General features: G+C 65.4%; 27 protein-coding genes and 1 pseudogene. 7 read left to right on the top strand and 21 right to left on the bottom strand.

Annotated elements, in window-relative coordinates; translation table 11 throughout:
* Positions 1–32 precede the first annotated feature (32 nt).
* From KUH32_RS14915 to KUH32_RS14885, 8 genes and pseudogenes are all read right to left on the bottom strand, one after another.
* Complete coding sequence (locus KUH32_RS14915) at positions 33–239, bottom strand: YgaP family membrane protein (protein ID WP_217779393.1); 207 nt, start codon at positions 237–239, stop codon at positions 33–35.
* Positions 240–308: 69 nt separating this feature from the next.
* Positions 309–965 (bottom strand): Crp/Fnr family transcriptional regulator, encoded by a 657-nt coding sequence (locus KUH32_RS14910; protein ID WP_217779392.1) that lies wholly within the window; start codon positions 963–965, stop codon positions 309–311.
* Positions 962–1,834, bottom strand: a complete 873-nt coding sequence (mmsB, locus tag KUH32_RS18640; protein WP_348541140.1) for a 3-hydroxyisobutyrate dehydrogenase — start codon at positions 1,832–1,834, stop codon at positions 962–964. The genes KUH32_RS14910 and mmsB overlap by 4 nt, the downstream gene beginning before the upstream one ends.
* Before the next feature lie 87 nt (positions 1,835–1,921).
* Positions 1,922–2,875 (bottom strand): annotated as a pseudogene (locus KUH32_RS18635) (enoyl-CoA hydratase/isomerase family protein); the annotation flags it as partial.
* Positions 2,876–2,950: 75 nt separating this feature from the next.
* Entirely contained in the window at positions 2,951–4,090 is a 1,140-nt protein-coding gene (locus KUH32_RS14900; RefSeq protein ID WP_217779390.1) for an acyl-CoA dehydrogenase family protein, read from the bottom strand.
* Positions 4,091–4,220: 130 nt separating this feature from the next.
* Positions 4,221–5,354, bottom strand: a complete 1,134-nt coding sequence (locus tag KUH32_RS14895; RefSeq protein WP_217779389.1) for a glycosyltransferase — start codon at positions 5,352–5,354, stop codon at positions 4,221–4,223.
* 55 nt (positions 5,355–5,409) lie between these two features.
* Positions 5,410–6,528 carry a carboxylate-amine ligase gene (locus KUH32_RS14890; RefSeq protein ID WP_217779388.1) on the bottom strand — a complete coding sequence of 373 codons (1,119 nt, stop codon included), beginning with the start codon at positions 6,526–6,528 and terminating at the stop codon, positions 5,410–5,412.
* Between the two features lie 67 nt (positions 6,529–6,595).
* On the bottom strand, positions 6,596–6,895 hold the full coding sequence (locus KUH32_RS14885) for a hypothetical protein (protein WP_217779387.1): 300 nt from the start codon (positions 6,893–6,895) through the stop codon (positions 6,596–6,598).
* Positions 6,896–7,096: 201 nt separating this feature from the next.
* Between KUH32_RS14885 and KUH32_RS14880 the strand changes: the two genes are divergently transcribed.
* Entirely contained in the window at positions 7,097–7,582 is a 486-nt protein-coding gene (locus KUH32_RS14880) for a hypothetical protein (protein WP_217779386.1), read from the top strand.
* A gap of 122 nt (positions 7,583–7,704) precedes the next feature.
* Here KUH32_RS14880 and KUH32_RS14875 read toward each other — a convergent pair whose 3' ends face one another.
* Positions 7,705–9,204 (bottom strand): CoA-acylating methylmalonate-semialdehyde dehydrogenase, encoded by a 1,500-nt coding sequence (locus KUH32_RS14875; protein ID WP_217779385.1) that lies wholly within the window; start codon positions 9,202–9,204, stop codon positions 7,705–7,707.
* Between the two features lie 90 nt (positions 9,205–9,294).
* Between KUH32_RS14875 and KUH32_RS14870 the strand changes: the two genes are divergently transcribed.
* The 3 genes from KUH32_RS14870 to coaD all read left to right on the top strand — a co-directional run bounded on the left by KUH32_RS14870 (position 9,295) and on the right by coaD (position 11,299).
* Complete coding sequence (locus tag KUH32_RS14870) at positions 9,295–10,239, top strand: LysR family transcriptional regulator (protein WP_217779384.1); 945 nt, start codon at positions 9,295–9,297, stop codon at positions 10,237–10,239.
* Positions 10,240–10,300: 61 nt separating this feature from the next.
* Complete coding sequence (locus KUH32_RS14865; protein ID WP_217779383.1) at positions 10,301–10,735, top strand: CBS domain-containing protein; 435 nt, start codon at positions 10,301–10,303, stop codon at positions 10,733–10,735.
* Between the two features lie 66 nt (positions 10,736–10,801).
* Positions 10,802–11,299 (top strand): pantetheine-phosphate adenylyltransferase, encoded by a 498-nt coding sequence (gene coaD, locus KUH32_RS14860; RefSeq protein ID WP_217779382.1) that lies wholly within the window; start codon positions 10,802–10,804, stop codon positions 11,297–11,299.
* Here coaD and KUH32_RS14855 read toward each other — a convergent pair.
* The 8 genes from KUH32_RS14855 to rocF all read right to left on the bottom strand — a co-directional run bounded on the left by KUH32_RS14855 (position 11,296) and on the right by rocF (position 16,409).
* On the bottom strand, positions 11,296–11,460 hold the full coding sequence (locus KUH32_RS14855; RefSeq protein WP_217779381.1) for a hypothetical protein: 165 nt from the start codon (positions 11,458–11,460) through the stop codon (positions 11,296–11,298). The genes coaD and KUH32_RS14855 overlap by 4 nt on opposite strands.
* Positions 11,461–11,683: 223 nt before the next feature.
* A complete protein-coding gene (gene gap, locus KUH32_RS14850) occupies positions 11,684–12,685 on the bottom strand; it encodes a type I glyceraldehyde-3-phosphate dehydrogenase (protein WP_217779380.1) in 1,002 nt (333 codons plus the stop codon).
* 86 nt (positions 12,686–12,771) lie between these two features.
* Positions 12,772–12,915, bottom strand: a complete 144-nt coding sequence (locus tag KUH32_RS14845; RefSeq protein ID WP_217779379.1) for a hypothetical protein — start codon at positions 12,913–12,915, stop codon at positions 12,772–12,774.
* A gap of 49 nt (positions 12,916–12,964) precedes the next feature.
* Complete coding sequence (locus KUH32_RS14840) at positions 12,965–13,468, bottom strand: helix-turn-helix transcriptional regulator (RefSeq protein WP_217779378.1); 504 nt, start codon at positions 13,466–13,468, stop codon at positions 12,965–12,967.
* Complete coding sequence (locus tag KUH32_RS14835) at positions 13,465–14,004, bottom strand: cytochrome b/b6 domain-containing protein (RefSeq protein ID WP_217779377.1); 540 nt, start codon at positions 14,002–14,004, stop codon at positions 13,465–13,467. Before KUH32_RS14835 ends, KUH32_RS14840 begins: the two co-directional genes overlap by 4 nt.
* A 47-nt stretch (positions 14,005–14,051) precedes the next feature.
* Complete coding sequence (locus KUH32_RS14830) at positions 14,052–14,303, bottom strand: PepSY domain-containing protein (RefSeq protein ID WP_217779376.1); 252 nt, start codon at positions 14,301–14,303, stop codon at positions 14,052–14,054.
* Positions 14,304–14,424: 121 nt separating this feature from the next.
* Positions 14,425–15,480, bottom strand: coding sequence for an ornithine cyclodeaminase (gene ocd / locus KUH32_RS14825; RefSeq protein ID WP_217779375.1), 1,056 nt, complete (start codon positions 15,478–15,480; stop codon positions 14,425–14,427).
* 8 nt (positions 15,481–15,488) lie between these two features.
* A complete protein-coding gene (gene rocF, locus KUH32_RS14820; protein WP_217779374.1) occupies positions 15,489–16,409 on the bottom strand; it encodes an arginase in 921 nt (306 codons plus the stop codon).
* A gap of 119 nt (positions 16,410–16,528) precedes the next feature.
* Here rocF and KUH32_RS14815 point away from each other — a divergent pair, with 119 nt between their 5' ends.
* Positions 16,529–16,954, top strand: a complete 426-nt coding sequence (locus KUH32_RS14815) for an Lrp/AsnC family transcriptional regulator (RefSeq protein ID WP_217779373.1) — start codon at positions 16,529–16,531, stop codon at positions 16,952–16,954.
* A 78-nt stretch (positions 16,955–17,032) separates the two neighbouring features.
* Here KUH32_RS14815 and KUH32_RS14810 read toward each other — a convergent pair whose 3' ends face one another.
* The 4 genes from KUH32_RS14810 to KUH32_RS14795 are packed head-to-tail and all read right to left on the bottom strand — an operon-like array spanning position 17,033 to position 20,011.
* Complete coding sequence (locus tag KUH32_RS14810) at positions 17,033–18,094, bottom strand: methyltetrahydrofolate cobalamin methyltransferase (protein WP_217779372.1); 1,062 nt, start codon at positions 18,092–18,094, stop codon at positions 17,033–17,035.
* Positions 18,091–18,759: an HAD family hydrolase gene (locus KUH32_RS14805; protein WP_217779371.1), complete on the bottom strand. Its 669-nt coding sequence runs from the start codon at positions 18,757–18,759 to the stop codon at positions 18,091–18,093. The genes KUH32_RS14810 and KUH32_RS14805 overlap by 4 nt, the downstream gene beginning before the upstream one ends.
* Positions 18,760–18,762: 3 nt before the next feature.
* On the bottom strand, positions 18,763–19,686 hold the full coding sequence (locus KUH32_RS14800; protein WP_217779370.1) for a methylenetetrahydrofolate reductase: 924 nt from the start codon (positions 19,684–19,686) through the stop codon (positions 18,763–18,765).
* Between the two features lie 28 nt (positions 19,687–19,714).
* A complete protein-coding gene (locus tag KUH32_RS14795) occupies positions 19,715–20,011 on the bottom strand; it encodes a virulence factor (RefSeq protein ID WP_217779369.1) in 297 nt (98 codons plus the stop codon).
* A 249-nt stretch (positions 20,012–20,260) separates the two neighbouring features.
* On the opposite strand from KUH32_RS14795, the gene KUH32_RS14790 reads away from it, so the two are divergent.
* Together KUH32_RS14790 and KUH32_RS14785 are read left to right on the top strand one after the other, a co-directional pair.
* Positions 20,261–20,971, top strand: coding sequence for a sulfotransferase family 2 domain-containing protein (locus KUH32_RS14790; RefSeq protein ID WP_217779368.1), 711 nt, complete (start codon positions 20,261–20,263; stop codon positions 20,969–20,971).
* Between the two features lie 33 nt (positions 20,972–21,004).
* Positions 21,005–22,117 carry a Ppx/GppA phosphatase family protein gene (locus tag KUH32_RS14785; protein ID WP_217779367.1) on the top strand — a complete coding sequence of 371 codons (1,113 nt, stop codon included), beginning with the start codon at positions 21,005–21,007 and terminating at the stop codon, positions 22,115–22,117.
* The last annotated feature ends 91 nt before the right edge of the window (positions 22,118–22,208 follow it).

Below are 22,208 nucleotides of genomic sequence, written 5' to 3'. Positions count from 1 at the left end.
CCGGATCGGCGACATGGCCCGGCCCACGACGCTCAGTTCTTGAGCTTGCAGGTATTGATGCCCAGCAACGCGTAGGGCGGGCAGGTGCCCAGGGCCGCGGTGCCCAGCATGACCACGCCAATGATGCCGGCGATCCAGGCCAGCGTCCCGCTCAGCGAAGTGAAGGCGAGCGCCAGAAGCACGATGCCAACGATGGCGCGGATGGTGCGGTCTGTGGTTCCGACGTTTTTCTTGAGCATGTCTTGATCCTCCGATTCGATCCATTGAGGACAGGATAGAGGATGAGACCGGGCGCGTCGGTGACGTGGTCACACTTGCCCGGATTCGGCCAACGCGACCAGCGCGGTGCGATCGCGCAGGATGACCGCGCCACGTTCCAGCGCCACGACGCCGCGCCGTTCCAGCGCATCCAGCCGACGCGAGACCACCTCGCGCGCCGAACCGATGGCCACGGCGAGTTCCGCATGGGTGGCGGCCACGCGACCGTCCTTGGCGCGTTCGAGCAAGGCGCCCGCCAGCCGCGCCTCGACCCGGGTGAAGGCGACCCGCTCCAACACCTGCATCGTCGCCTGCATCCGCGCCGCGAAGGCCCGAAAGACGAAACCGCGAAAGGCCGCGTCATCGTTCATCAGCGCAAGGAACGTGTCGCGCGGGATCAGCACCACGCGGCACGCGGTGCGGGTGACGGCCTCGCCGGAATAGGCCTCGCCACCCAACAGTCCAAGCGTCGATTGCACGCAGCTTTCGCCGGGCTCCACCGCGTAAAGCAGGATGTCGCGACCGGTGGGGCCGGTCAGGAACACCTCGATCCGGCCTGCCAGCACCACGACAAAGCCGCGCACCGCGTCACCGGGATGAAACAGCGCGGTGCCGGCGGGTACGTCCTGCACCGGCAAGCGCTCCAGCCGCGCCCGGCTTTGTTCGTCGAGCGTCGGCAGCTCGGCCTGGTCGAACCAGCCGGTCACGACCGGCCGCGTTTCTCGAATCGCGGCAGCATGGCGCTGAAATCCCGGCCCTTGCCGTCCTCTTCCTCGACGAATTGCCTGTACAGCGCGAGGGCCTGCGCGCCCATCGGCGTGTCGGCATCCGCGGCCTCCGCCGCTTGCTGCGCCAGCCCCAGGTCCTTGACCATGAGTTCGGATGCGAATCCCGGCTTGTAGTCGTTGTCGGCAGGTGATTTCGGCCCGATCCCCGGCGCCGGGCAGTAGGCGTTGAGCGACCAGGAATACCCCGACGAGGTCGACACCACGTCGAACATCGCCTGTCGTGACAGGCCCAGCTTGTCGGCCAGCGCAAAGGCTTCGCAGGTGGCGATCATCGTCACACCCAGGATCATGTTGTTGCAGATCTTGGCGGCCTGTCCGTTGCCGGCGGGGCCGCAATGCACGGCCTTCTGGCCCATGACGTCGAACAACGGCTGCGCCTTGGCGAATGCCGCCTCGGACCCGCCCACCATGAAGGTCAGCGTGCCCGCCGCGGCGCCGCCGATCCCGCCGGAAACCGGCGCATCGAGCGCGGCCAATCCCGCGGCATCGGCCTGTTCGGCCACTGCGCGGGCGCTTTCCACGTCGACGGTGGAACAATCCAGCAAGACAGCGCCCGGTGGCATGACCGGGATCACTTCGGCGGCAACGGCGCGCAGGATGGCGCCGTTGGGCAGCATGGTGATCACGATATCGGCGCCCCGGGCTGCCTCGCCGGCGCTGGCGGCTTGCGCCGCGCCCTCGACCGTCACACCGGCGACGTCGAAACCGCTGACCTCGTGCCCGGCCTTGATCAGGTTGGCCGCCATCGGGGCGCCCATGTTGCCCAGTCCGATGAAACCGATCTTCATGCCTCTCTCCTTGAAACTCAGTGACAGCTTGCCAAGCGGCATCAGCATTCGCGACACGTCCACCGCGGGCACGTTGTCCAGATCATGGCGCCATTTCGGGGATTTGTCCTTGTCGATGATTGCCGCGCGAATGCCTTCCAGAAAGTCGCCGTGTTCCATGATCCTGTGCGAAACGCGGTATTCCATTTCCAGCGCCTTGCGGATGTTCAGCGACGGGCCGCGCAGCCGGTGCAACATCTCCAGCGTCACCGCCATCGACAGCGGCGCGTTTCGGGACATGGCCGCCAGCGCCTGCGCGGCGACATCGCCGCCATCGCTGCGCAGCGCGTTCAGCACATCGCGCAGCGCCTCGCCGGCGAACAGCGCGTCGATCTGCGCCTGTTGCGCCGCCAGCGGGCTGTCCGGGGCAGGGGCCATCGCCGCATCCAGCCCGGTCACGTCGCCGGTCTCAACCAGCGCCTGCTTGAGCGCCTCCCAGCCGTCGCGCGGTACATAGGCGTCGGCGAAGCCGGCATGGATCGCGTCGCCCGGTCCCATGCGCGCCGCCGTCAAGCCCAGATATTCGCCCAGCCGACCGGGAGCCCGCGCCAGCAGGTAGGATCCGCCCACGTCCGGAACGAAACCGATGCCGCATTCGGGCATCGCGATCCGCGTATCGTCGCAGACGATGCGATGGCTGCAATGCCCTCCCAGCCCGACGCCACCGCCCATGACGAAGCCGTGCAGAAAGCTGACGATGGGCTTGGGGTATTCGGCCAACTTGGCGTTCAGGCGGTATTCGTCGCGCCAAAAGCGCCGTCCATAGTCGAAATCGCCCGCACTGCCGGTGGCGTACATCTCGGCGATGTCGCCGCCGGCACAGAAGGCGCGATCACCCTCGGCATCCAGCAGGACCAGATCGATGGCGGGGTCGTCGCGCCAGCGGTCGAGCGCCTCTTCGACCGCCAGGCACATGGCATAGGTCAGCGCATTCAACGCCTTGGGCCGGTTCAGCGTTATGCGGCCGGCGCGGCCCTGGTTGCGGATGTCGATATCGGACATGGCGTTCGGTCCTGGAGCAGGCAAAACTCTCTGCAAGAGTTTTGCAAATTTCTGGCAAGAAATTTGTGTCGCCGGTCAGCGGGCCAGCATCTGGCGGGCCACGATCAGGCGCATGATTTCGTTCGTGCCTTCGAGGATCTGGTGCACGCGCAGGTCACGGACCAGTTTCTCGATGCCGTAATCGGCCAGATATCCGTAACCGCCGTGCAATTGCAGGCATTGATCGACGATGCGCGAGCCGGCTTCGGTGACGAATTTCTTGGCCATGGCGCAGAACTTGGTGGCGTCCGGCGCCTGCGTGTCGAGCTTCCAGGCCGCCTGGCGCAGGAAGGTGCGTGCCGCCTGCAGCTCGATCTCCATGTCGGCCAGGCGGAATTGCAGCGCCTGGAACTGGTCGATGCTCTGCCCAAACGCCTTGCGTTCGGCCATATAGGCCAACGTCCGCGTCAGCCCGGTCTGCGCGGCACCCAGCGAACAGGCGGCGATGTTGAGCCGCCCGCCGTCGAGCCCCGCCATGGCATAGCGAAACCCCTGACCTTCCTCGCCGATCAGCGCGTCATGCGGCACCAGGCAATCGTCGAACTGCACCTGCGCGGTGGGCTGCGACCGCCAGCCCATCTTGTCCTCGAGCCCGCCGAAGGACAGTCCCGGCGACCCATCGCCGACGATCACGGTCGAAATGCCCTTGGGGCCGTCGCCGCCGGTGCGGCACATCACGACATAGGCATCCGAATAACCGCCGCCGGAAATGAATGCCTTGGTGCCGGTCAGCCGGTATCCTTCATTGGTCTTCTCCGCGCGGGTGCGCAAAGCCGCGGCGTCCGAACCCGATCCCGGTTCGGTCAGGCAATAGGACAGCACCGTTTCCATCGTGAGGACACGCGGCAACCAGCGCGCCTTGAGATCGTCCGAGCCGAAGGCGTCGATCATCTTGGCGCACATGTTGTGGATCGACAGGAAGGCCGCGACCGATGGGCAGGCCATGCTGAGCGCCTCGAAGACCAGCGTGGCGTCGAGCCGGGTCAGCCCCGATCCGCCGCTGTCCTCAGACACGTAGAGCCCGGCGAAGCCCAGCTCGGCCAGTTTCGGCCAAAGTGATTTGGGGATCGTGCCCTGTGCTTCCCATTCGCGGGCATGCGGCGCGATATGCTCCTGGCCGAACGCATGGGCCATGTCGAAGATGGCGGTTTGTTCCTCGGACAGCGCGAAATCCATGGCCGGCCTCCTTCGGTCGATGAATTGAACATGTGTTCATAATTGCCGCGAAAGGTGCCGGATGGCAAGCCCGTCGCCTGTGTCCGGCGTCGGATTGCGTATTTTCGAAAGAGAAGAAGAGCGGACCGGTTCAGCGCGCGATCGTCCGGCGGATGACGTCCTCGACCTTGGTCAGCAGGCGGGCATTGTCGAAACGGTCGACCGCGGTCTGCCGTGCGGCGCGGGTCATGGCGCTGCGATCGGCCATGTCGAGCACGCGGGCGATGCGATCGGCGAAACCTGCCTCGTCCCATTCCGGCACCAGCATGCCGTTTACCCCGTCCTCGACCGCCTCGGGGATGCCGGCATGGATCGTCGAGATCGTGATGCAACCGGCGGCCAGCGCCTCCTGGATGGCCGTCGGCAAGCCTTCGGTATTGCCGTCCCGGGCGGTGACCGAATGCTGAAGGAACACTTCGGTGCGGGCGAGATGGTCGCGCACCGCATCATGGGGCAGGGCGCCGGTGAACGTCACTTGCCCGGCGATGCCGAGATCCCGGGCCAGGACCCGGGAGGGCTCCAGCAGCGGCCCGTCGCCGATGAAGGTCAGGTGCGCGTCGCGGTCCCGCGCGGCCCTGGCAAAGGCGCGCAAGGTGATCTGCGGCGCCTTCTTTTCCACCATGCGGCCCACCGCAAGGAAGCTGCCAGGTTGCTTTTCGCCCGGTGTAAAGCGGCGGATGTCCACGCCCGAGGGCACCACATGCGCGTTGGGATGGGTCACGCCCTGCGCGGCGAGGTTGTTGAGCAGGAACCGGCTGACCGAAAACATCCCCGCCAGGCGCGGCATCATCAGCCGGTAGGAGCGCACCCTCTGGCGCGACCGCAGGGCCCGGCTGGCGTCGGTGCCGCGCCAATAGCTGAAGACCGGGATGCCCAGGTCGTTGCCGATCTTGGCCACAACCAGCGCCTGGGTGCCGAATTCGGCCAGGATCACGTCGACCTGCTGGTCGCGCAGGAACGCCGCCAGCGCCGCACGGCCTGCGCCGAAGGGCAGGCGGGACGTGCCGTGGAATGCGGCGCCCCAAAGCGCGGCGATGGGCGCGGCGATCTTGTCGGGCAGGCTGAGCGGGGCGCGGCGCACGAACAGCGGCTTGCCAAACGGATCCTGACCGTTGAAGCGGCCGCAGATCACGCAGGTATTGCCACCGAACATGTGTTCGATATGGCGGTTGATGAACGTCTCGCCCATCACGAAATAATCCGACGTGGCGATTGCGACCTTCATCCGCACCCCCTAGATTGCGGCGGGTTATCGCCGCGTGCGGCCCGCACCGCAAGGGTCAAAGTCCGACGTGGAAATCCTCGACAAGGTGCTTCACCACGGCGCGCATCCGGTCGTCGTCGCTGCCGGCGGTGTCGTGGTAGATCCGGCGCTGGCGCTGCGCCGAATTGCCCTTGGCCACGACCTCGCGGACATGCTCCAGTTCCGGCAGGCAACGCAGGATACCGGCATCTTCCTCGACCAGGGCGATCAGTTCCTCGGCCAGTTCGGCAAAGGGCACAACCGCCTTGCGGCCGAAATCGATAAGCCCCTCGGACACGCCATAGCGTTGCGCCCGCCAGCGGTTTTCGCCGATCAGGAACCGGTCGTAGATCCGCCAGCGCTGGTTTCGCACCCGCAACCGCCACAGCATCCGCAACAGGCACTGGTTCAGTGCTGCCAGCATCAGGGTATCCTCGATGCGCGGCTGGACATCCATGATCCGGGTTTCCAGCGTGGGAAAGCGGGCCGAAGGTCGCAGATCCCACCAGATTTTCGACGAATCCTCGATCAGCCCCAGGTCGATCAGGATCGAGACGGACCGTTCGTAATCCTGCCAGCTTTCGAATTGCGGCGGCAGGCCGGTGCGCGGCAGGTTGTCGAAGACCGAAATGCGATAGGACGCCATTTCGGTATCCTGGCCCATCCAGAACGGTGACGAGGCCGACAGCGCCAGCAGATGCGGCAGGAAATACGACATCTGCCGCATCAGGTCGGCGCGCAGGGCATCTTCGCCCAGGCCCACATGCACATGCATCCCGCAGATCAGCATGCGCCGCACCACGCCGCCCAGGTCGCGGCTCAGGTCGTTGTAGCGCTGCTTGTCCGTGTGGTGCTGGGTTTTCCAGTCGGCGAAGGGATGGCACGAGGCGGCGATCGGCGCCATGCCGAACTTGCGCGCCTGGCGGGCGACGGAACTGCGCAGACGCTTGAGATCCTCGCGCGCCTCGGCGATGTCGCGGCACGGCTTGGTGCCGATCTCGATCTGGCATTGCAGGAATTCGGGGCTGACCTGGTCTTCGAGTTCGGATGCGCAGGCCTCCATCAAGGCTTCGGGCGCCTCGGCCAGAGCGCAGCTCTCGAGATCGACCAGCAGGTATTCTTCCTCGATGCCGATGGTGAATTCGGGTTCGTTCATGGCCCAGCCTCCCTGACCACAGGAAAACAAAGCCGTGACCGGCGGGCAAGCGATTTGCGAAGCCGCTTCAGGCGCTTCGGCGCGTCGCCTCACCGAACAATCCGAACCGGCCGACGAGGTCGAGGTCCAGGAACCGGGCGGCGGCGCCGAAATCCTCAAAGATGTGAATGTCGTGCGGAAGGTTGCCATCGGCCAGCGACTGGAACATCCGCGCGACGCCGAAAGACAGCTCGGATGGGGCCAAAAGGGCGGCCTTGGTGGAAACGCCCGGTTCGAAATGGGCCGCCATCCGGTTGACCAGACCCAGCATCTGCACGAAGTCCAGCGCATAATCTGTCACGTCGGTCAGGTCGACGATATGATTCATTTCCGGTCCGTATTCCGGATGCGCGACACTATTCCTGAAAGACGCGTAATAATCGGCAGCCGTCAGGCTGTTGCAGCAATACACGGCGACCAGGTTCAGATCGGAACGGACAAAATGGTGCACAGACATGCAAATAGTGAATGTCGTGTAAATAAACCTTTTTCAAGAGTGACCCTACGGAAGCCGCACGCATAAGTTGTTATGCGATTTTTCGATCACACTCTTTATTTCCAGGTTTCAAGAGGTTTGGGCCAAGGCCCTCAATTCGGCGAGCGTTGTCTGCGGCACACCCAGCAACTGCAGGGCATCGGCCTCGTTTCTTTGGACAAGCGGCACGACGAAAGGCGTGCAATCCCAGGGCCGGACGATCAATTCGGCCATTTTCAAACCGATATCCGTCGGGGCATAAACGACAAGCATGGTTTCGGGGTCGTTTCCGACGAAAACCTCGGTCGCCTTTGCCTGAAATGCCATCGCTCGGGTGTAATCCCGGTCGAAACCCGTCACTCCGGACAGATCGAGCAGCTGTTTCTGGCCAGGCCGATAATCGGGATGTTTCCTGTAGTTTTCGAATGCCGTTTCCGTTTCGGCAAGTTCCGCGAAACCGGAAAAGCGCACGACGACAAGGCCCAGACGGGGCAGAATACCGAATTTCACCGTCACGACAGCGCCCCCGAAACCGTTTGAAATGGCGGAAGCGACGAACGCGCCCCGCGTTTCGCAACTCATATCGAAAATTCGGAAGGTGTAAAAGCCCCGGACCGGATCTGTCTAGAACCGGACCGGGGGGGGGTGCGATGGAAACGCGGTCAGTCCATGGCCTTGAAGTTGAACTCGCCGCCCTCCTTGATGCCCGATGGCCAGCGTGCAGTGACCGTCTTGGTGCGCGTGTAGAACCGGAAGGCGTCCGGGCCGTGCTGGTTGAGATCGCCAAAGCCGGATTTCTTCCAACCGCCGAAGGTGTGATAGGCCAGCGGCACCGGGATCGGCACGTTGATCCCAACCATGCCGATATTGATCCGGCTGGCGAAGTCACGCGCGGCGTCGCCGTCGCGGGTAAAGATCGCGGTGCCGTTGCCGTATTCGTGGTCCATCGCCAGGCCGATCGCTTCTTCGTAGCTGCCGGCGCGGACGGTGGACAGGACCGGGCCGAAAATCTCCTTGCGGTAGATGTCCATGTCCGGGGTCACGCGGTCGAACAGGTGCGGGCCGACGAAAAAGCCGTCCTCATAGCCCTGCAGCTTGAAATCGCGCCCGTCGACGACCAGTTCGGCACCCTGCGCGATGCCCGATTCGACCAGACGCAGGATGTTCTGCTTGGCCGCTGCGGTCACGACCGGGCCGTAATCGATGTCGTTTCCGGCCGTGTAGGGGCCGACCTTGAGTTTTTCGATCCGCGGCACCAGCGCCGCGATCAGCCGGTCGGCGGTTTCCTCGCCCACCGGAACCGCCACCGAAATCGCCATGCAGCGTTCGCCCGCTGCGCCATAGCCCGCACCCACCAGCGCATCGGCCGCCTGGTCCATATCGGCGTCGGGCATGACGATCATGTGGTTCTTGGCGCCGCCGAAACACTGCACCCGTTTGCCGTTTTCACATCCCTTGGCATAGATGTATTGCGCGATCGGGGTCGATCCGACGAAACCCACGGCCATCACGGTCTGGTTCTCGAGGATCGCATCCACGGCTTCCTTGTCGCCGTTCACGACCTGCAGCACGCCATCTGGCAGACCGGCCTCCTGAAAGATCTCGGCCAGCATCAGCGGCACCGAGGGATCGCGTTCGGACGGCTTGAGGATGAAGGCGTTGCCGCAGGCCAGCGCCGGGCCCATCTTCCACAGCGGGATCATGGCGGGGAAGTTGAACGGCGTGATTCCGGCAACGACCCCAAGGGGTTGGCGCATGGAATACATGTCGATCCCGGGGCCGGCGCTGTCGGTGTATTCACCCTTGAGCAGATGCGGCGCGCCGATGCAGAACTCGATCACCTCAAGCCCGCGCTGCACATCGCCCTTGGCGTCGGGAATGGTCTTGCCGTGTTCGCGGCTCAGCGCCTCGGCCAGCTTGTCCATGTCGCGGTTGAGCAGCTCGACGACCTTCATCATCACCCGCGCGCGGCGCTGCGGATTGGTCGCGCCCCAGGCGGGTTGGGCCTCGGCGGCGCGGGCGACGGCGGCATCGACTTCCGCCTTCGACGCCAGCGGCAACTTGGCTTGAACCTCTCCGGTGGCGGGGTTGAAGACATCGGCGAAACGGCCCGACGTGCCGGGCACGCGTTTGCCGTCGATCCAGTGGGACAATTCCTGCATGGCTCACTCCTTTGGCTGGGTGCAGCATAGCCTTGCAAAAACGCGGGTAGGAGAGGTAAGTCAGCAAAAAGGTTTTGCAGGATTGCAAAGGTGACGCCAGCCTGGGACGATCTGAAGGTGTTTCTTGCGGTCGCGCGCGGCGAAAGCCTGTCGGCGGCCGGGCGCGGCCTCCGGATGGATGCGGCGACGGTGGGGCGCCGCGTGGCGCGGCTGGAACAGGCGCTTGGTACGGCGCTGTTCGCCAAATCACCCGTGGGCTACGCCCTGACCGAGGCAGGCGCCCGCCTGGTCCCCCATGCCGAAGCAGCCGAACAGGCGATGAGCCTGGCTGCCGAGGCGGTGCAGGGCCGATCCGAAGGGTTGTCCGGCCAGATCCGCATCGGCGCGCCCGACGGCTGCGCGAATTTCCTGCTGCCACAGGTCTGCGCGGCGATCTCCGCCGACAACCCCGATCTCGACGTCCAGATCGTGGCGCTGCCGCGCGTCGTCAACCTCAGTCGGCGCGAGGCCGATCTTGCCGTCGCGGTGTCGCCGCCGACCGCTGGCCGCCTGACCGTGCAGAAGATCACCGATTACCGCCTGAGCCTGGCGGCGTCGCGGGTCTATCTGGACAAGGCTGCGCCGATCCGCGCCCGCGCCGACCTGCGGGACCATCGCATCGTCGGCTATGTTCCCGACATGATCTTCGACCGCGAACTGGACTACCTGGCCGAGATCGGGATCGACCGCGTGCGGCTGGCGTCCAACTCGGTCGCCGTGCAATTCCAGTGGATCCGCGCGGGGGCCGGGATCGGCATCGTGCACGATTTCGCGCTGCCCGCCGCGCCAGGCATCAGCCGGGTTCTGCCTGACGAGGTGCACCTGATACGCAGCTTCTACCTCGTGCGTCACGCCGACGACCGCCGCCTGACCCGGATCACCCGTTTCGCCGAGGCGCTGGCACAGGGTCTGCGCCACGAAGTCGCCCGTCTGGAACATGCCGTCGACGGCGCTCCGGGTTGGGGCGCAGAGACGCAGCATCAAGCAAACCCTTGACAGCACTGGGCCGACGGGAGGACGCTGGGACCATCACGAAACTGTCAGATAGAGGTCCGGCATGCAGGTTCTGAATATCCTCAAGAGCAAGGGAACCGACGGTGTGGTCACCGTTAAGCCGGGTACGCTGGTGTCGGAAGCCGCCAAGGTCCTTGCGGAGAAGCGCATCGGGACGGTGGTGATCTCGGCCGACGGCGAAACCGCCGACGGCATCCTGTCGGAACGCGACATCGTGCGCGTTCTGGCCGCGCGCGGAGCGTCCTGCCTCGAGGACACGGTGGATTCGATGATGACGTCGAAACTGGTCACCTGCAAACGCACCGACAAGGCCGACGACATCCTGGCCACCATGACCGAAGGCCGGTTCCGGCACATGCCGGTGGTCGAGGACGGCAAGATGGTCGGGCTGATCACGCTGGGCGACGTGGTCAAGGCACGGCTGAGCGAGCTGGCCATGGAGAAAGACGCGCTGCAAGGCATGATCATGGGCCACTGAGCCGGGGTTGCAATCACGCGCGCAATATTGTTGCGTGCGCCTGACGCAGACCGACAGGAAAGACCCATGCGCATCGGCCTTTATCCCGGCACCTTCGATCCGATCACCCATGGCCATATCGACATCATCCGCCGCGCGGCGGGATTGGTCGACCGGCTGGTGATCGGCGTGGCGATCAACCGCGACAAGGGTCCGCTGTTTCCGCTGGAAGAACGCGTCGCGATGATCGAGGCGGAATGCCGTTCGCTTTCGGAACAGACCGGCACCGAGATCGTCGCACATCCCTTCGAGAACCTGCTGATCGACTGCGCCCGCGACGTGGGCGCCGGCGTCATCATCCGCGGCCTGCGCGCGGTGGCGGATTTCGAGTATGAATTTCAGATGGTTGGCATGAACCGGGCGCTGGACGACAGCATCGAGACGGTGTTCCTGATGGCCGAAGCCCGGCACCAGGCGATCGCCTCCAAGCTGGTCAAGGAAATCGCCCGGCTGGGCGGCGACGTGTCCAAATTCGTCACGCCGCCCGTGCGCCGGGCGCTTCAGCAGCGGTTCGGAACCGCCTAGCCGCCGTAGACGGCCTTGTAGGCGATCTTTTCCGCGTCTTCCGGAAAGATATTCAGATCCAGCGCCACATCGCGCGGCATCCGGCGGATTTCACCGACGGTCCGGTTGTAGAGAGTGCGCTTTTCCATCGAGCTGCGGATGGTCGAAAGGAACGATTGCATGGGGTAACTCCTTTCCTCGATACGAGTTCCTGATGCCGCTAACATATGATTGCTGCGACGCAGCACAATTGCAGCCTGGCAAGACCCGCCATGCAAAAGGTGCAAGGGAGACGCGGGTTTGTCCGGACAGGACCGGCCGGTCACCGCGTCGCCACAAACGCGATCGGGCGCCGCGATACTGCGCGGCGCCCGACCAATCCGTACGAAAATCGCCGATTTCAGGTCAGATCAGCTTGGCCATCGCCACGGCGGTGTCGGCCATCCGGTTCGAGAACCCCCATTCGTTGTCATACCAGCTGAGCACCCGGCACATCGTGCCGTCCATCACCTTGGTCTGGTCGGTGGCGAAGATCGAGCTGTGGGGGTCGTGGTTGAAATCCATGCTGACCAGCGGACGGTCGGTGAAGCCCAGAATGCCCTTGAGCGGGCCGTTCGCGGCGGCGCGGATCGCGTCGTTGATTTCCTCGGCGCTGGTGGCGCGGTTGGATTCGAAGGTCAGGTCGACGACCGACACGTTGGGGGTCGGCACCCGGATCGCGACGCCGTCCAACTTGCCGTTCAGTTCCGGCAGCACCAGGCCCACGGCCTTGGCCGCACCGGTCGAAGTGGGGATCATGTTCATCGCCGCGGCGCGCGCGCGATAGAGATCCTTGTGGAAGGTGTCCAGCGTCGGCTGGTCGCCGGTATAGGAATGGATCGTCGTCATGAAGCCGCGCTTGATGCCGACGGTGTCATTCAGCACCTTGGCCACCGGCGACAGGCAGTTAGTGGTGCACGACGCGTTCGACACCACGATGTGGTCGGATTTCAGCGTGTCGTGGTTGACGCCGTAGACGATGGTGGCATCCGCGTCCTTGCCCGGCGCCGAGATCAGCACCCGGCTCGAACCGTTTTCCAGATGCGCCTGGCAGGCTTCCTTGGAGGTGAAGATGCCGGTGCATTCCATGACGATGTCGACATCCGACCAGGGCAGGTCGGCGGGGTTGCGCAACGCCGTCACGCGGATCGGGCCGCGGCCCACGTCGATCGTGTCGGCGCCGGTCTTGACCTCGACCGGGAAACGGCCATGCACGCTGTCGTATTGCAGCAGGTGGGCATTGGTTTCGACCGGGCCCAGATCGTTGATCGCGACGACCTCGATATCGGTGCGCCCCGACTCGATGATCGCGCGCAGGACATTGCGGCCGATACGGCCAAACCCGTTGATGGCAACCTTCACACTCATGGCAGATCCCTTTCTCGCCTGGGGCGCGTTGTTAACGCTAACAATCAGATCGGGCAGGCCAAGTCAAGGCGACGCAGCGCGCGCCGCTAGCGCCAGAAAGCCAGCCATTCGATCAGGCTCATGAACTTCTTGGCCAGGAACACCAGGTGCTCCGTGCCGAAAAACAGGTAATCCACGCCGATCGCGGCCACGATCAGGACGCCCAGGATGATGGCGAGGGTGTTGGTCATGGCCCGCTCCGCGTTCACGGCCCCGTTCTGCCAGAGCCGCGGCGCGCTGTCACGGCTTGTCGAGGGCGGGATGGTCGAGCAGCGACTCGATGAAATGCGCCAGAAGCGCGCCGCGCCCCGACAGCCCGGCCTTGCGATAGACCGAACCCAGATGCGATTTCACCGTGCCCTCGGCCGATCCGCGCAATGCCGCGATTTCCGAGATCGTCATGCCCTTGATGGCCAGCGTGGCGACATCGGCTTCGGACGGGGTCAGCGACCAGTCGTTGAATTGCGCCTCCATCACGGCATGCAGCGCGCCCGCCGCGACCGAAACCTGCCGTTCCAGCCAGGCCTTGCGCCGCAGCAGCCGCATCAGCGCCCCGGCCTCGAAGACGACACCGGCGATCAGCGCCAGCACCGCGAACGCCTCAACCATGAAATGCCAGTGAACGAAGGGCGGCCAGCCCAGCACGAGTCCGTCACGCAGCACGTCCCACAGAAAGAACGCCGCGCAAAGGCTTTGCGCGACGATCAGGACAATCAGCGTGGCCGGCGTGTCATGCACTTTCATGGGTCGATTATTACGCCGTCCGGAACGGTTTTCACACCGGTCACCATGGCGCGGGGCAGGTTGATCCCGGTGCGCCGCGATTCCCAGATCACCGCGGCGACATGCAGCCCTATCGACAGGCCCGCCCAGACCACCAGGGCTTCGTGCAGTTCCTCGACCCAGGCGCGGCCCCAATAGGCATCCAGCGTCATCATGTGGCCGGTCAGCGCGATGGCCGCCACCGACAGCAGCAGGTTCCAGATCATCGCGGCACCCAGCGGGGAATGGCCCAGATGGGCCCGCCGGCGGGCCGTGGCGATGTCGGACAGGTGCCGCAGGATCCCCGCGGGGCTGAGCGGGAAACTGGCGAAACGCGCGTGGCGCGGGCCGACCAGGCCCCAGAGCAACCGCAGGCCGAGAAGGGCCGCGATCGCATAGCCCAACTGGGCGTGCAAGCGCGAGTCGTCTTCGATGACCAGGGCATTGGCGGCGAAACCGACCGCCAGGGCCCAATGAAAGACCCGAAGCGCCGGGTCCCAAACCTTGTGTTCGATCATGGTGGGGTTCTCCGTGGCGGGCGGCCGTTCGGCCGCCCGCAGGGCGCTCAGTCGTCGATCTTCTGGCGGACGATTTTCAGATCGGCGTCGAGATACAGTTCGAGCCGCTGGCCGTTCTTGACGGCATAGACCTCGATCAGGCCGTCTTCGGACTGGATCGACCGGACGTCGTAGCCCTGTTGGGTCAGGTGCTGCCGGATCTGGTCCTGTTTCGCGGGGTCGATGACGCGGTCGCCCGAGGCATGGGCGGCGCCGGCCATCAACGCAACGGCGATCAGCGGAAAAACGATGCGTTTCATGACATGTCCTTTCGGAAGTGACCCCGGGCCCGATGCCTGGGGTCGATGGTTCCGAAATGGACGGGTCGCGGCAAGCGCACCATTGCCCGCAAGGCCCAGACGGCCCGTCTGCGACCAAGGTTCAGGCGGCGGCGGGCGCCTTGGCGCGCATCAGCATCCCGAACAGGTCGCGCGGATCGTCGGGGTCGGCCAGCAGGTCGAGCGGCTGGTAGAGCCCGGTCTCGCGCGCCAGCCGATGCACCACGCGCAGGGCGCTGAAATCCTCGATGGCGAACCCGACGCTGTCGAACAGCGTGATCTGGCGGGCATCGCGGCGGCCCGGCTCGCGCCCCGCCAGCACCTGCCAGAATTCGGTGACGGGGTGGTCGGCGGCCAGTTGCTGGATCTCGCCCTCGATCCGGGTCTGGGGCGGGTATTCGACGAAGATCGACGCCCGGTGCAGGATCGCCTCGGCCAGTTCGGTCTTGCCGGGGCAGTCGCCGCCGATTGCGTTCACATGCACGCCGGCGCCGACCATGTTGTCGGTCAGCACGCGGGCGTTGCGCTTGTCGGCGGTGCAGGTGGTGAGGATCTGCGCGCCTTCGCAGGCGGCCTCGGGGGTGTCGCAGATGGTGACGGTCAGGCCGCGGCCCTGCAGGTTGGCGGCGCATTTGCGGCTGGCCGCCGGGTCGCTGTCGAACAGGCGCACGGCATCGATGCCGACCAGCGCCTGCATCGCCAGGCACTGGAATTCCGATTGCGCGCCGTTGCCGATCATCGCCATCACGCGGGCATCCTTCGGCGCCAGATGCTTGGCCGCCAGCGCCGACATCGCCGCGGTGCGCAGCGCGGTCAGCAGGGTCATTTCCGACAGCAGCAGCGGATAGCCCGTGGTCACATCCGCCAGCACGCCGAAGGCCGTCACGGTCTGCAAGCCCTCGGCGGTGTTCTTGGGATGCCCGTTGACGTATTTGAAGGCGTAATGGCTGTTGTCGGCGGTGGGCATCAGTTCGATCACGCCGACATTGGAATGCGCGGCCACGCGCGGCGTCTTGTCGAAATCCTGCCAGCGCAGGAAATCCTCGGCGATGGCATCGGCGAGGGCGGTGAACATTCGCGTCAGCCCGATCTTGTGGACGATCTGCATCATCTGGTCGACGGACACGAAAGGAACAAGGGCCTTGTCGGACGGGGTCATGGCGGGCCTCAGTAGATGCGCGGGGTGGGGCGGTCGAAGACGCGGCGGCCAAGCGCCGAGGCGCACAGATCGACCATCAATTGCGCGGTGCGGCCGCGTTCATCCAGCATCGGGTTCAACTCGACCAGGTCCATCGAGGTCATCAGCCCGCTGTCGTGCAGCATCTCCATCACCAGATGCGCCTCGCGCACCGTGGCGCCGCCGGGAACGGTGGTGCCGACCGCGGGTGCGACCGAGGGGTCGAGGAAATCGACATCCAGCGACACATGCAGCATGCCGCCAGCCCTGTCGACCGTTTCCAAGAAAGGCTTGAGCAGCCCGGCCACGCCGGTCTCGTCGATCTGGCGCATGTCGTGGCGGCGGATGCCGGTGTCTTCCAGCACCAGCCGTTCCTGCGCGTCGACCGAACGCAGCCCGATGATGCAGAGGTTTTCCTCGGGCACAGGATGCGGCACGGGCGGGAAGACCCCGAATCCCGGCCGGCCCGAGACATAGGCCAGCGGCGTGCCATGCAGATTGCCGGATTCGGTGCTTTGCGGGGTGTGGAAATCGGAATGCGCGTCCAGCCACAGCACGAATAGCGGCTTGCCCTGCGTGGCGGCATGGGCGGCGGCGCCATGCACCGTGCCCAGTGACAGCGCGTGATCGCCGCCCAGAAAGATCGGCAGGCCCTCGGCGCAGGCGGACTGCGCCGCGCGCGACAGGGCCGCGGTCCAGCCGACGGTCTGCGGCAATTGGAACAGATGCGCGTCCTCGGCGAGATCATTGGCATCCGGCGCGAGATTGCCCAGGTCGCGCACGTCGTGGCCCAGGTTGCTCAGTGCCCGGCCCAGGCCCGCGATGCGATAGGCATCGGGGCCCATCAGGCAGCCCTGGCGGGTCTTGCCGCTGTCCACCGGGGCGCCGATCAACAGGATCTTATTCGACATGTGTGAGTCGCCTTTCGTCGTCTTTGCGGGATAGTTGCCTGCGAAACGGGCAGGAAAACAGATGACAGAATGGCCGATCCGGGCGATGTTTCTGCAAAACGAAAGAACGGACGACCGAAATGGACAAAAACGACCACCGCCTGATCGCCGCGCTGCGCCACGATGCCCGGGCGTCGCTGTCCGACCTCGCCGGGCGTCTGGGGCTGTCGCGGACGACGATCCGCGCCCGCATCGACAAGCTGCGCCAAAGCGGCGACATCGTCGGCTTTACCGTGGTGCTCAAGGACGATGTGACGCGCGACGCGGTGCGTGCGCTGATGATGATCGGCATCGAGGGACGGGGCACCGATCGCATCCTGCGCCAGCTCGGCGGGTTTCCCGAGGTGCGCGCCCTGCACAGCACCAATGGCCGCTGGGACGTGATCGCCGAACTGGGCACCGACAGCCTCGAGGCTCTGGACGGCGTGCTGGCGCGGATCCGTCGGCTGGATGGCGTGGCCAATTCCGAAACCTCGCTGTTGCTCGCCACGAAAAAGGCGGGCTGAACGCCCGCCTCTTCATCTTGCCCGGAAACTCCGGGGGAGCCCGCCATCGGCGGGCGGGGGCAGAGCCCCCGAACCCGATCAGGCCCGGCGCCGCCGCCCACCGGCGCGGCGTCCGCTGCCACGGGCTTCGCCGCCCTGTTCGCCCGCGGGCTTGTTGAACGAAATCCAGGCGCCGCCATGGGGGTCGTTGTTGGTCAGCAGGTTGGCGGCGCGGATCGCCTCCATTTCCTTGCCCGGGCGCGGTTTGGTCGAACCCAGGCCGAACAGTGTGACGAAGGTTTCGTCATCCATGTCCGGCGGCAGCACAAGGCCGGCCGCCTCGATCTCGGCCTTCTTTTCGGCGATGGCCTTTTGCGTGACCGGCAGCGCCACGGGGTTCATGATCGCGGATGTCATGCCGGCACCCATCGCCATCGGTAGAAAGGCGTTGTTGATGCCGTGCCGGTTGGGCAGGCCGAAACTGATATTCGACGCGCCGCAGGTGGTGTTGACGCCCAGTTCCTCGCGCAGGCGACGCACCAGCGTGAACACCTGGTTGCCCGCCGTCGCCATGGCGCCGATCGGCATGACCAGCGGGTCGACCACGATGTCATGGGCCGGAATGCCGAAATCGGCGGCGCGTTCGACGATCTTCTTGGCGACGGCGAAGCGCACGTCGGGGTCTTCGGAAATGCCGGTATCGTCGTTGCTGATCGCCACCACGGGTACGTTGTATTTCTTGACCAGCGGCAGGACGAATTCCAGCCGGTCTTCCTCGCCGGTGACCGAGTTCAGAAGCGGCCGGCCCTCGCAGGCCTGAAGCCCGGCCTCGAGCGCGGCGGGCACCGAGCTGTCGATGCACAGCGGCACGTCCACCAGCCCCTGCACCAGTTCGATCATCTTGCGCATCAGGGGCGGTTCGGTTTCGTTCGGGTTGGGGTTCGAGTTGTAGACCACGCCCGCGTTGATATCGAGCACGGTGGCACCCGCCATGACCTGCGCCACGGCATCGGATTCCACGGTCGAGAAATCGCCCGCCTCGAGCTCGGCCGCCAGCTTCTTTCGGCCCGTGGGGTTGATCCGCTCGCCGATCACGCAGAACGGCTGGTCAAAGCCGATGATCGCGGTTTTGGTTTTCGACTCGACGATGGTGCGGGTCATGGTGCGGGTACTCCTGTCAGGCGGTCGAGAATGCTCTCAAGCGCGGTGTCGGTGAAATCGGTGATGCTGATATGGGCGCCGGCCTCGTGAAGGCGGGCGTCGGGCAGGCTGGAGCGAATGCCGACGGTATAGGCGCCCGACCGCCGCGCCGCCCGCAATCCTGCGGGGCTGTCCTCGAACGCGACGCAGCGGTTCGGCGCCACGCCAAGCGCATCCATCGCGGTCCGGTAGGGCAGCGGGTCGGGTTTGCCGCGGGCACATTCCTCGCCGATGACGATGGTCTCGAAGGCATCGTCCAGGCCGATGGCCGACAGCATCGCCTCGGCATTCGGGCGCATCGCGTTGGTGACCACGGCCAGACCCCAGCCGCGATCGCGGGCGCGGTTCACCAGCGCCGCAGCGCCCGGCATGGCCGGGTAGGGCCTGGGCAGGCGGTCGCGAAAGGCGGCTTCCTTGGCCTCGGACAGGGCCTGCGGGTCGGGTTCGTCGGGCAGGAATTCCGCGAAGAAATCGACGTTCAGGCGGCCATGGACATGGCGGGCATAAAACGCCTCGTCGATGGTGATGCCGCGCGGTTCCATCATCTCGCGGAAAACCGCGATATGGATCGGGTCGCTGTTCAGAAGCGTTCCGTCCAGATCGAATAGCAGCGCGGCATCGGGCATCGGTCAGCGGCCGGCGGGCTGGCCCGACGCGCCGCCATTGTCGATGGCCCATTGCGCATTGGTCTTGATCCCGCCCAGCGGGAAGAAATGCACGCGCTCGATGTTGAAGTCGGGATGCGCGGCCTTGTGTGCGGCCAGCCTGGTCAGCACCTCGGTCGGTTCGTAGGGCATCAGCAGCTTGGAGACGTCCATCGCGCGCTTTTGCAGCACCTTGAGCGACGGGCCGACGCCGCAGGCGATGGCGAACTTGATGAGTGTCTGCAATTTGGCAGGGCCCGCGATACCGATATGGATGGGCAGGGTGATGCCTTCGGAACGCAGACGGTCGGCCCAGGCGATGATCGGGCCGGCGTCAAAGGCGAATTGCGTGGCCAGGGCCATCTGAGCGTCGGTGCGTTCGGAAAACGCCTGCTTCCAGCGCAGCGCCTCCATCACCGTCTTGTCGCCGCCCTTGGGGTCGATGTCGCGGTTGCCTTCGGGGTGACCGGCGACATGCAGGCGCTTGAAGCCTGCCTGGTCGAACAGCCCGGTCTCCAGCAGTTGCATCGAGCTGTGAAAATCACCGTGCGGCTTTTCCACGCCGCCTGCCAGCAGCAGCGCCTGCTCGACACCCGCCTCGCCCTGGTAGCGCGCGATCCAGTCGGCCAGCGTGGCCTTGTCCTTGATGATCCGCGCCGGGAAATGCGGCATGACGGGATAGCCGTCGGCGGACAGGCGTCTGGCCGTGGCGACCATGTCCTCGATCGGGGTGCCCTCGATATGGGCGATGTAGACGCGGGTGCCCTCGGGCAGCAGGGCGCGGAAGTCCTCGACCTTCTCGGCGGTGCGCGGCATCACCTCGATGGAATAGCCTTGCAGAAAGGCTTCGAGCGCGCCGTTGGCGGGGGCCGCGGTGGTTTCGCGCTTGCGGAAATTCAAAAGAGCCATCAGCTCCTCCCAAAGCCTCATGGGGCGGTCACGCCCAGCCATCATTGGCGATCAGCGCCTTGATGCGGTCCTGATCGTATTCAGTATCCAGCCGCGCGGCTTCGCGCGCGGCCAGTTCGGCGGGCTCGCCCTCCATTTCGACCGGATCGGCCTTGCGCCATTCCGCAAGATAGGCGTCGGTCTCGGCGGCGCCGACCTTCATCGCGGCGCGGTCGATCGCCTGCTCGAACCGCTCGGGCAGCGGCATCTTGGCGCCGTTGCGGCCCTTGCCGACGATGACCTGGGCCGGGATGTCGCGCCAGTAGACGATGGTGACCGCGGGCATGCGCCTGATTCCTCCGTTTCGGTAGGGCCTCTTTACCGCCGCACCGGCACCGCGCGGCGTCGAATTTCGACAATCGCGGCCCCATGAGCGACCTGCACGGTAGTGCGGTCCGGACGGGGGGCCAAGGCCACACTCCGCTCGAATTTCCCATAAAGACCATGAAGACGCTTCATGATTCGCCCCATTGCTGCCAGATTGGGCGGATACCCCGGAAAACGTCCGAGCAGACACCACAACAGGGGACAGGACATGGTCATCGCTATCGATGCGCACAAGATCGCCTACATGGCGTTGCCCAAGGCCGGTTGTTCATCGGTCAAGGAAGCGCTTGCGCGTCTCGATCCCGACGTCGCGGTGCCGAAGGACGACGCCATCGGTGCCTACACCTTTCATGACGCCTATCCGACCCGGCGCTTTCGTCCGCATCGCTGGCAGGCGGTGTCGGATCACTGGCGGTTCTGCGTGATCCGCGACCCGGCCAAGCGGCTGATGTCATGCTACACCAACCGGGTTCTGCAATTCGGCGACCTGCGCAATTCGCGGCGGCTTCGCAAACTGCAGAGCGGCAGCGCCGCGCTGGAGCGCGAGCCTGGCCCCGACGCGTTCTTCCGCAATCTCGAAGCGTACAAAACCGTGTCGTCCTCGATCAAGCACCACGCAATGGGCGCCTGGCTGTTCCTCGGTCCCGAACTGCGCCCGCATTACGACCGGATCTACAAGACCGACGAATTGGACGTGCTGGCCCGCGACCTCAGCCGGCGCTGCGCCCGGCCGGTGCGGCTGCGGCGGCGCAATTCCTCGGAAGTCACCTTGCGAATCGAAGCGCTGGAAGGTGCGACCATCGATGCCTTGCGGCCCTTCCTGGACCAGGAATACGCCTACTTCGAAGGGTTTTACACAAACCCCCTGGGCAAGCGGCTTCGCCCGTCTTGCGCGATCCCGATCCGGCGCGTATCGTGATCGCAACTTGAAACTCGGAAAGGCGCTTCGATCATGGCGCCACAGCGTCCCACGGGTGCGGGCGCTTTCCCGAAACCGGTCGAGAGCCCTGCGCCAGAACGGCCCGATACCGAAGCGCTGTACGCGGCGCTGGATCTGGGCACAAACAGTTGCCGAATGCTGATTGCCCAACCCAAGGGCAGTCAATTCCATGTTGTGGACAGCTTTTCGAAATCGGTTCAACTGGGGCAGGGATTGGAGCGCACCGGCCGTCTCAGCCGGGCGTCGATGAACCGGACGATTTCCGCCATCCGGGTCTGCCAGCAGAAACTGACGCGCCACAAGGTCACGCGCATGCGCCTGGTGGCGACCGAAGCCTGCCGGCGCGCCCAGAACGCCCGCGACTTCATCCGATCGGTGCGCCGTGAAACCGGCCTGACGCTGGAAATCATCCAACCCGAGGAAGAGGCGCGGCTGGCGGTGATTTCCTGCGCGCCGCTGGTGTCCACCCGCACCGAGCAGCTTCTGGTGGTCGATATCGGCGGCGGGTCGACCGAGCTGGTCTGGATCGATCTGAGCGGGGTCGAACCGCGCGAACGACCGCGCGCCATCATGCGCCTGCATGCCGGTTTCCACACGCCCGACAGCCCGTTTCCGGCGGCCAAGGTGGTCGATTGGATCAGCGTGCCGCTGGGTGTCGCGACGTTGCGCGACCAGTTCTCGGATGTCGAGGACGACGCGGCCCGTTACGCGCTGATGAGCTGGTTCTTCGAGGAAAACCTGGCCGAATTCGCGCCCTACAAGGACGAACAGGCGCGCGAGGGCTTTCAGATCGTCGGCACCAGCGGCACGGTCACGACGGTGGCGGCGTCGCATCTGGGGCTGAAGCGCTACGACCGGACCAAGGTGGACGGGCTGCGGATGACCTCGGACCAGATCGAGGCGGTGATCCGGCGATATCTGGAGCTGGGTCCGGTCGGACGACGGCGCGATCCGCGCATCGGCCAGGACCGGCAGGCGCTGATCATGTCCGGCGCGGCGATCCTGCAGGCGCTCTTGCGGCTTTGGCCGACGGACCGGCTGTCGGTGGCCGACCGCGGGTTGCGCGAGGGGTTGCTTTACGCACAGATGTCGGCGGACGGGGTGCTGGAAGACGGGCCGCTTTAGGCGGGCGGGCGGCAGGTTCGCGGGGCACCGGTGCCGGGGGCGCTGCCCCCTCAGGACCGCGTTGCGGCCCTTTCACCCCCGGGATATTTCG

It is taken from the genome of Thalassococcus arenae (genome assembly GCF_019104745.1).
GTDB classification, from domain to species: Bacteria; Pseudomonadota; Alphaproteobacteria; order Rhodobacterales; family Rhodobacteraceae; genus Thalassococcus_B; species Thalassococcus_B arenae.
The sequence above is the reverse complement of the archived record's forward strand: the minus strand, read 5'-3'. Positions and strand labels throughout refer to the sequence as shown.

Coding starts and splice junctions, on each gene's coding strand:
- KUH32_RS14915 (WP_217779393.1), bottom strand. CDS start 239: ATGCTCAAGAAAAACGTCGGAACCACAGACCGCACCATCCGCGCCATC.
- mmsB (WP_348541140.1), bottom strand. CDS start 1,834: ATGAAGATCGGTTTCATCGGACTGGGCAACATGGGCGCCCCGATGGCG.
- KUH32_RS14900 (WP_217779390.1), bottom strand. CDS start 4,090: ATGGATTTCGCGCTGTCCGAGGAACAAACCGCCATCTTCGACATGGCC.
- KUH32_RS14895 (WP_217779389.1), bottom strand. CDS start 5,354: ATGAAGGTCGCAATCGCCACGTCGGATTATTTCGTGATGGGCGAGACG.
- KUH32_RS14890 (WP_217779388.1), bottom strand. CDS start 6,528: ATGAACGAACCCGAATTCACCATCGGCATCGAGGAAGAATACCTGCTG.
- KUH32_RS14885 (WP_217779387.1), bottom strand. CDS start 6,895: ATGAATCATATCGTCGACCTGACCGACGTGACAGATTATGCGCTGGAC.
- KUH32_RS14880 (WP_217779386.1), top strand. CDS start 7,097: ATGCGATTTTTCGATCACACTCTTTATTTCCAGGTTTCAAGAGGTTTG.
- KUH32_RS14875 (WP_217779385.1), bottom strand. CDS start 9,204: ATGCAGGAATTGTCCCACTGGATCGACGGCAAACGCGTGCCCGGCACG.
- KUH32_RS14865 (WP_217779383.1), top strand. CDS start 10,301: ATGCAGGTTCTGAATATCCTCAAGAGCAAGGGAACCGACGGTGTGGTC.
- coaD (WP_217779382.1), top strand. CDS start 10,802: ATGCGCATCGGCCTTTATCCCGGCACCTTCGATCCGATCACCCATGGC.
- KUH32_RS14855 (WP_217779381.1), bottom strand. CDS start 11,460: ATGCAATCGTTCCTTTCGACCATCCGCAGCTCGATGGAAAAGCGCACT.
- gap (WP_217779380.1), bottom strand. CDS start 12,685: ATGAGTGTGAAGGTTGCCATCAACGGGTTTGGCCGTATCGGCCGCAAT.
- KUH32_RS14845 (WP_217779379.1), bottom strand. CDS start 12,915: ATGACCAACACCCTCGCCATCATCCTGGGCGTCCTGATCGTGGCCGCG.
- KUH32_RS14840 (WP_217779378.1), bottom strand. CDS start 13,468: ATGAAAGTGCATGACACGCCGGCCACGCTGATTGTCCTGATCGTCGCG.
- KUH32_RS14835 (WP_217779377.1), bottom strand. CDS start 14,004: ATGATCGAACACAAGGTTTGGGACCCGGCGCTTCGGGTCTTTCATTGG.
- KUH32_RS14830 (WP_217779376.1), bottom strand. CDS start 14,303: ATGAAACGCATCGTTTTTCCGCTGATCGCCGTTGCGTTGATGGCCGGC.
- ocd (WP_217779375.1), bottom strand. CDS start 15,480: ATGACCCCGTCCGACAAGGCCCTTGTTCCTTTCGTGTCCGTCGACCAG.
- rocF (WP_217779374.1), bottom strand. CDS start 16,409: ATGTCGAATAAGATCCTGTTGATCGGCGCCCCGGTGGACAGCGGCAAG.
- KUH32_RS14815 (WP_217779373.1), top strand. CDS start 16,529: ATGGACAAAAACGACCACCGCCTGATCGCCGCGCTGCGCCACGATGCC.
- KUH32_RS14810 (WP_217779372.1), bottom strand. CDS start 18,094: ATGACCCGCACCATCGTCGAGTCGAAAACCAAAACCGCGATCATCGGC.
- KUH32_RS14805 (WP_217779371.1), bottom strand. CDS start 18,759: ATGCCCGATGCCGCGCTGCTATTCGATCTGGACGGAACGCTTCTGAAC.
- KUH32_RS14800 (WP_217779370.1), bottom strand. CDS start 19,686: ATGGCTCTTTTGAATTTCCGCAAGCGCGAAACCACCGCGGCCCCCGCC.
- KUH32_RS14795 (WP_217779369.1), bottom strand. CDS start 20,011: ATGCCCGCGGTCACCATCGTCTACTGGCGCGACATCCCGGCCCAGGTC.
- KUH32_RS14790 (WP_217779368.1), top strand. CDS start 20,261: ATGGTCATCGCTATCGATGCGCACAAGATCGCCTACATGGCGTTGCCC.
- KUH32_RS14785 (WP_217779367.1), top strand. CDS start 21,005: ATGGCGCCACAGCGTCCCACGGGTGCGGGCGCTTTCCCGAAACCGGTC.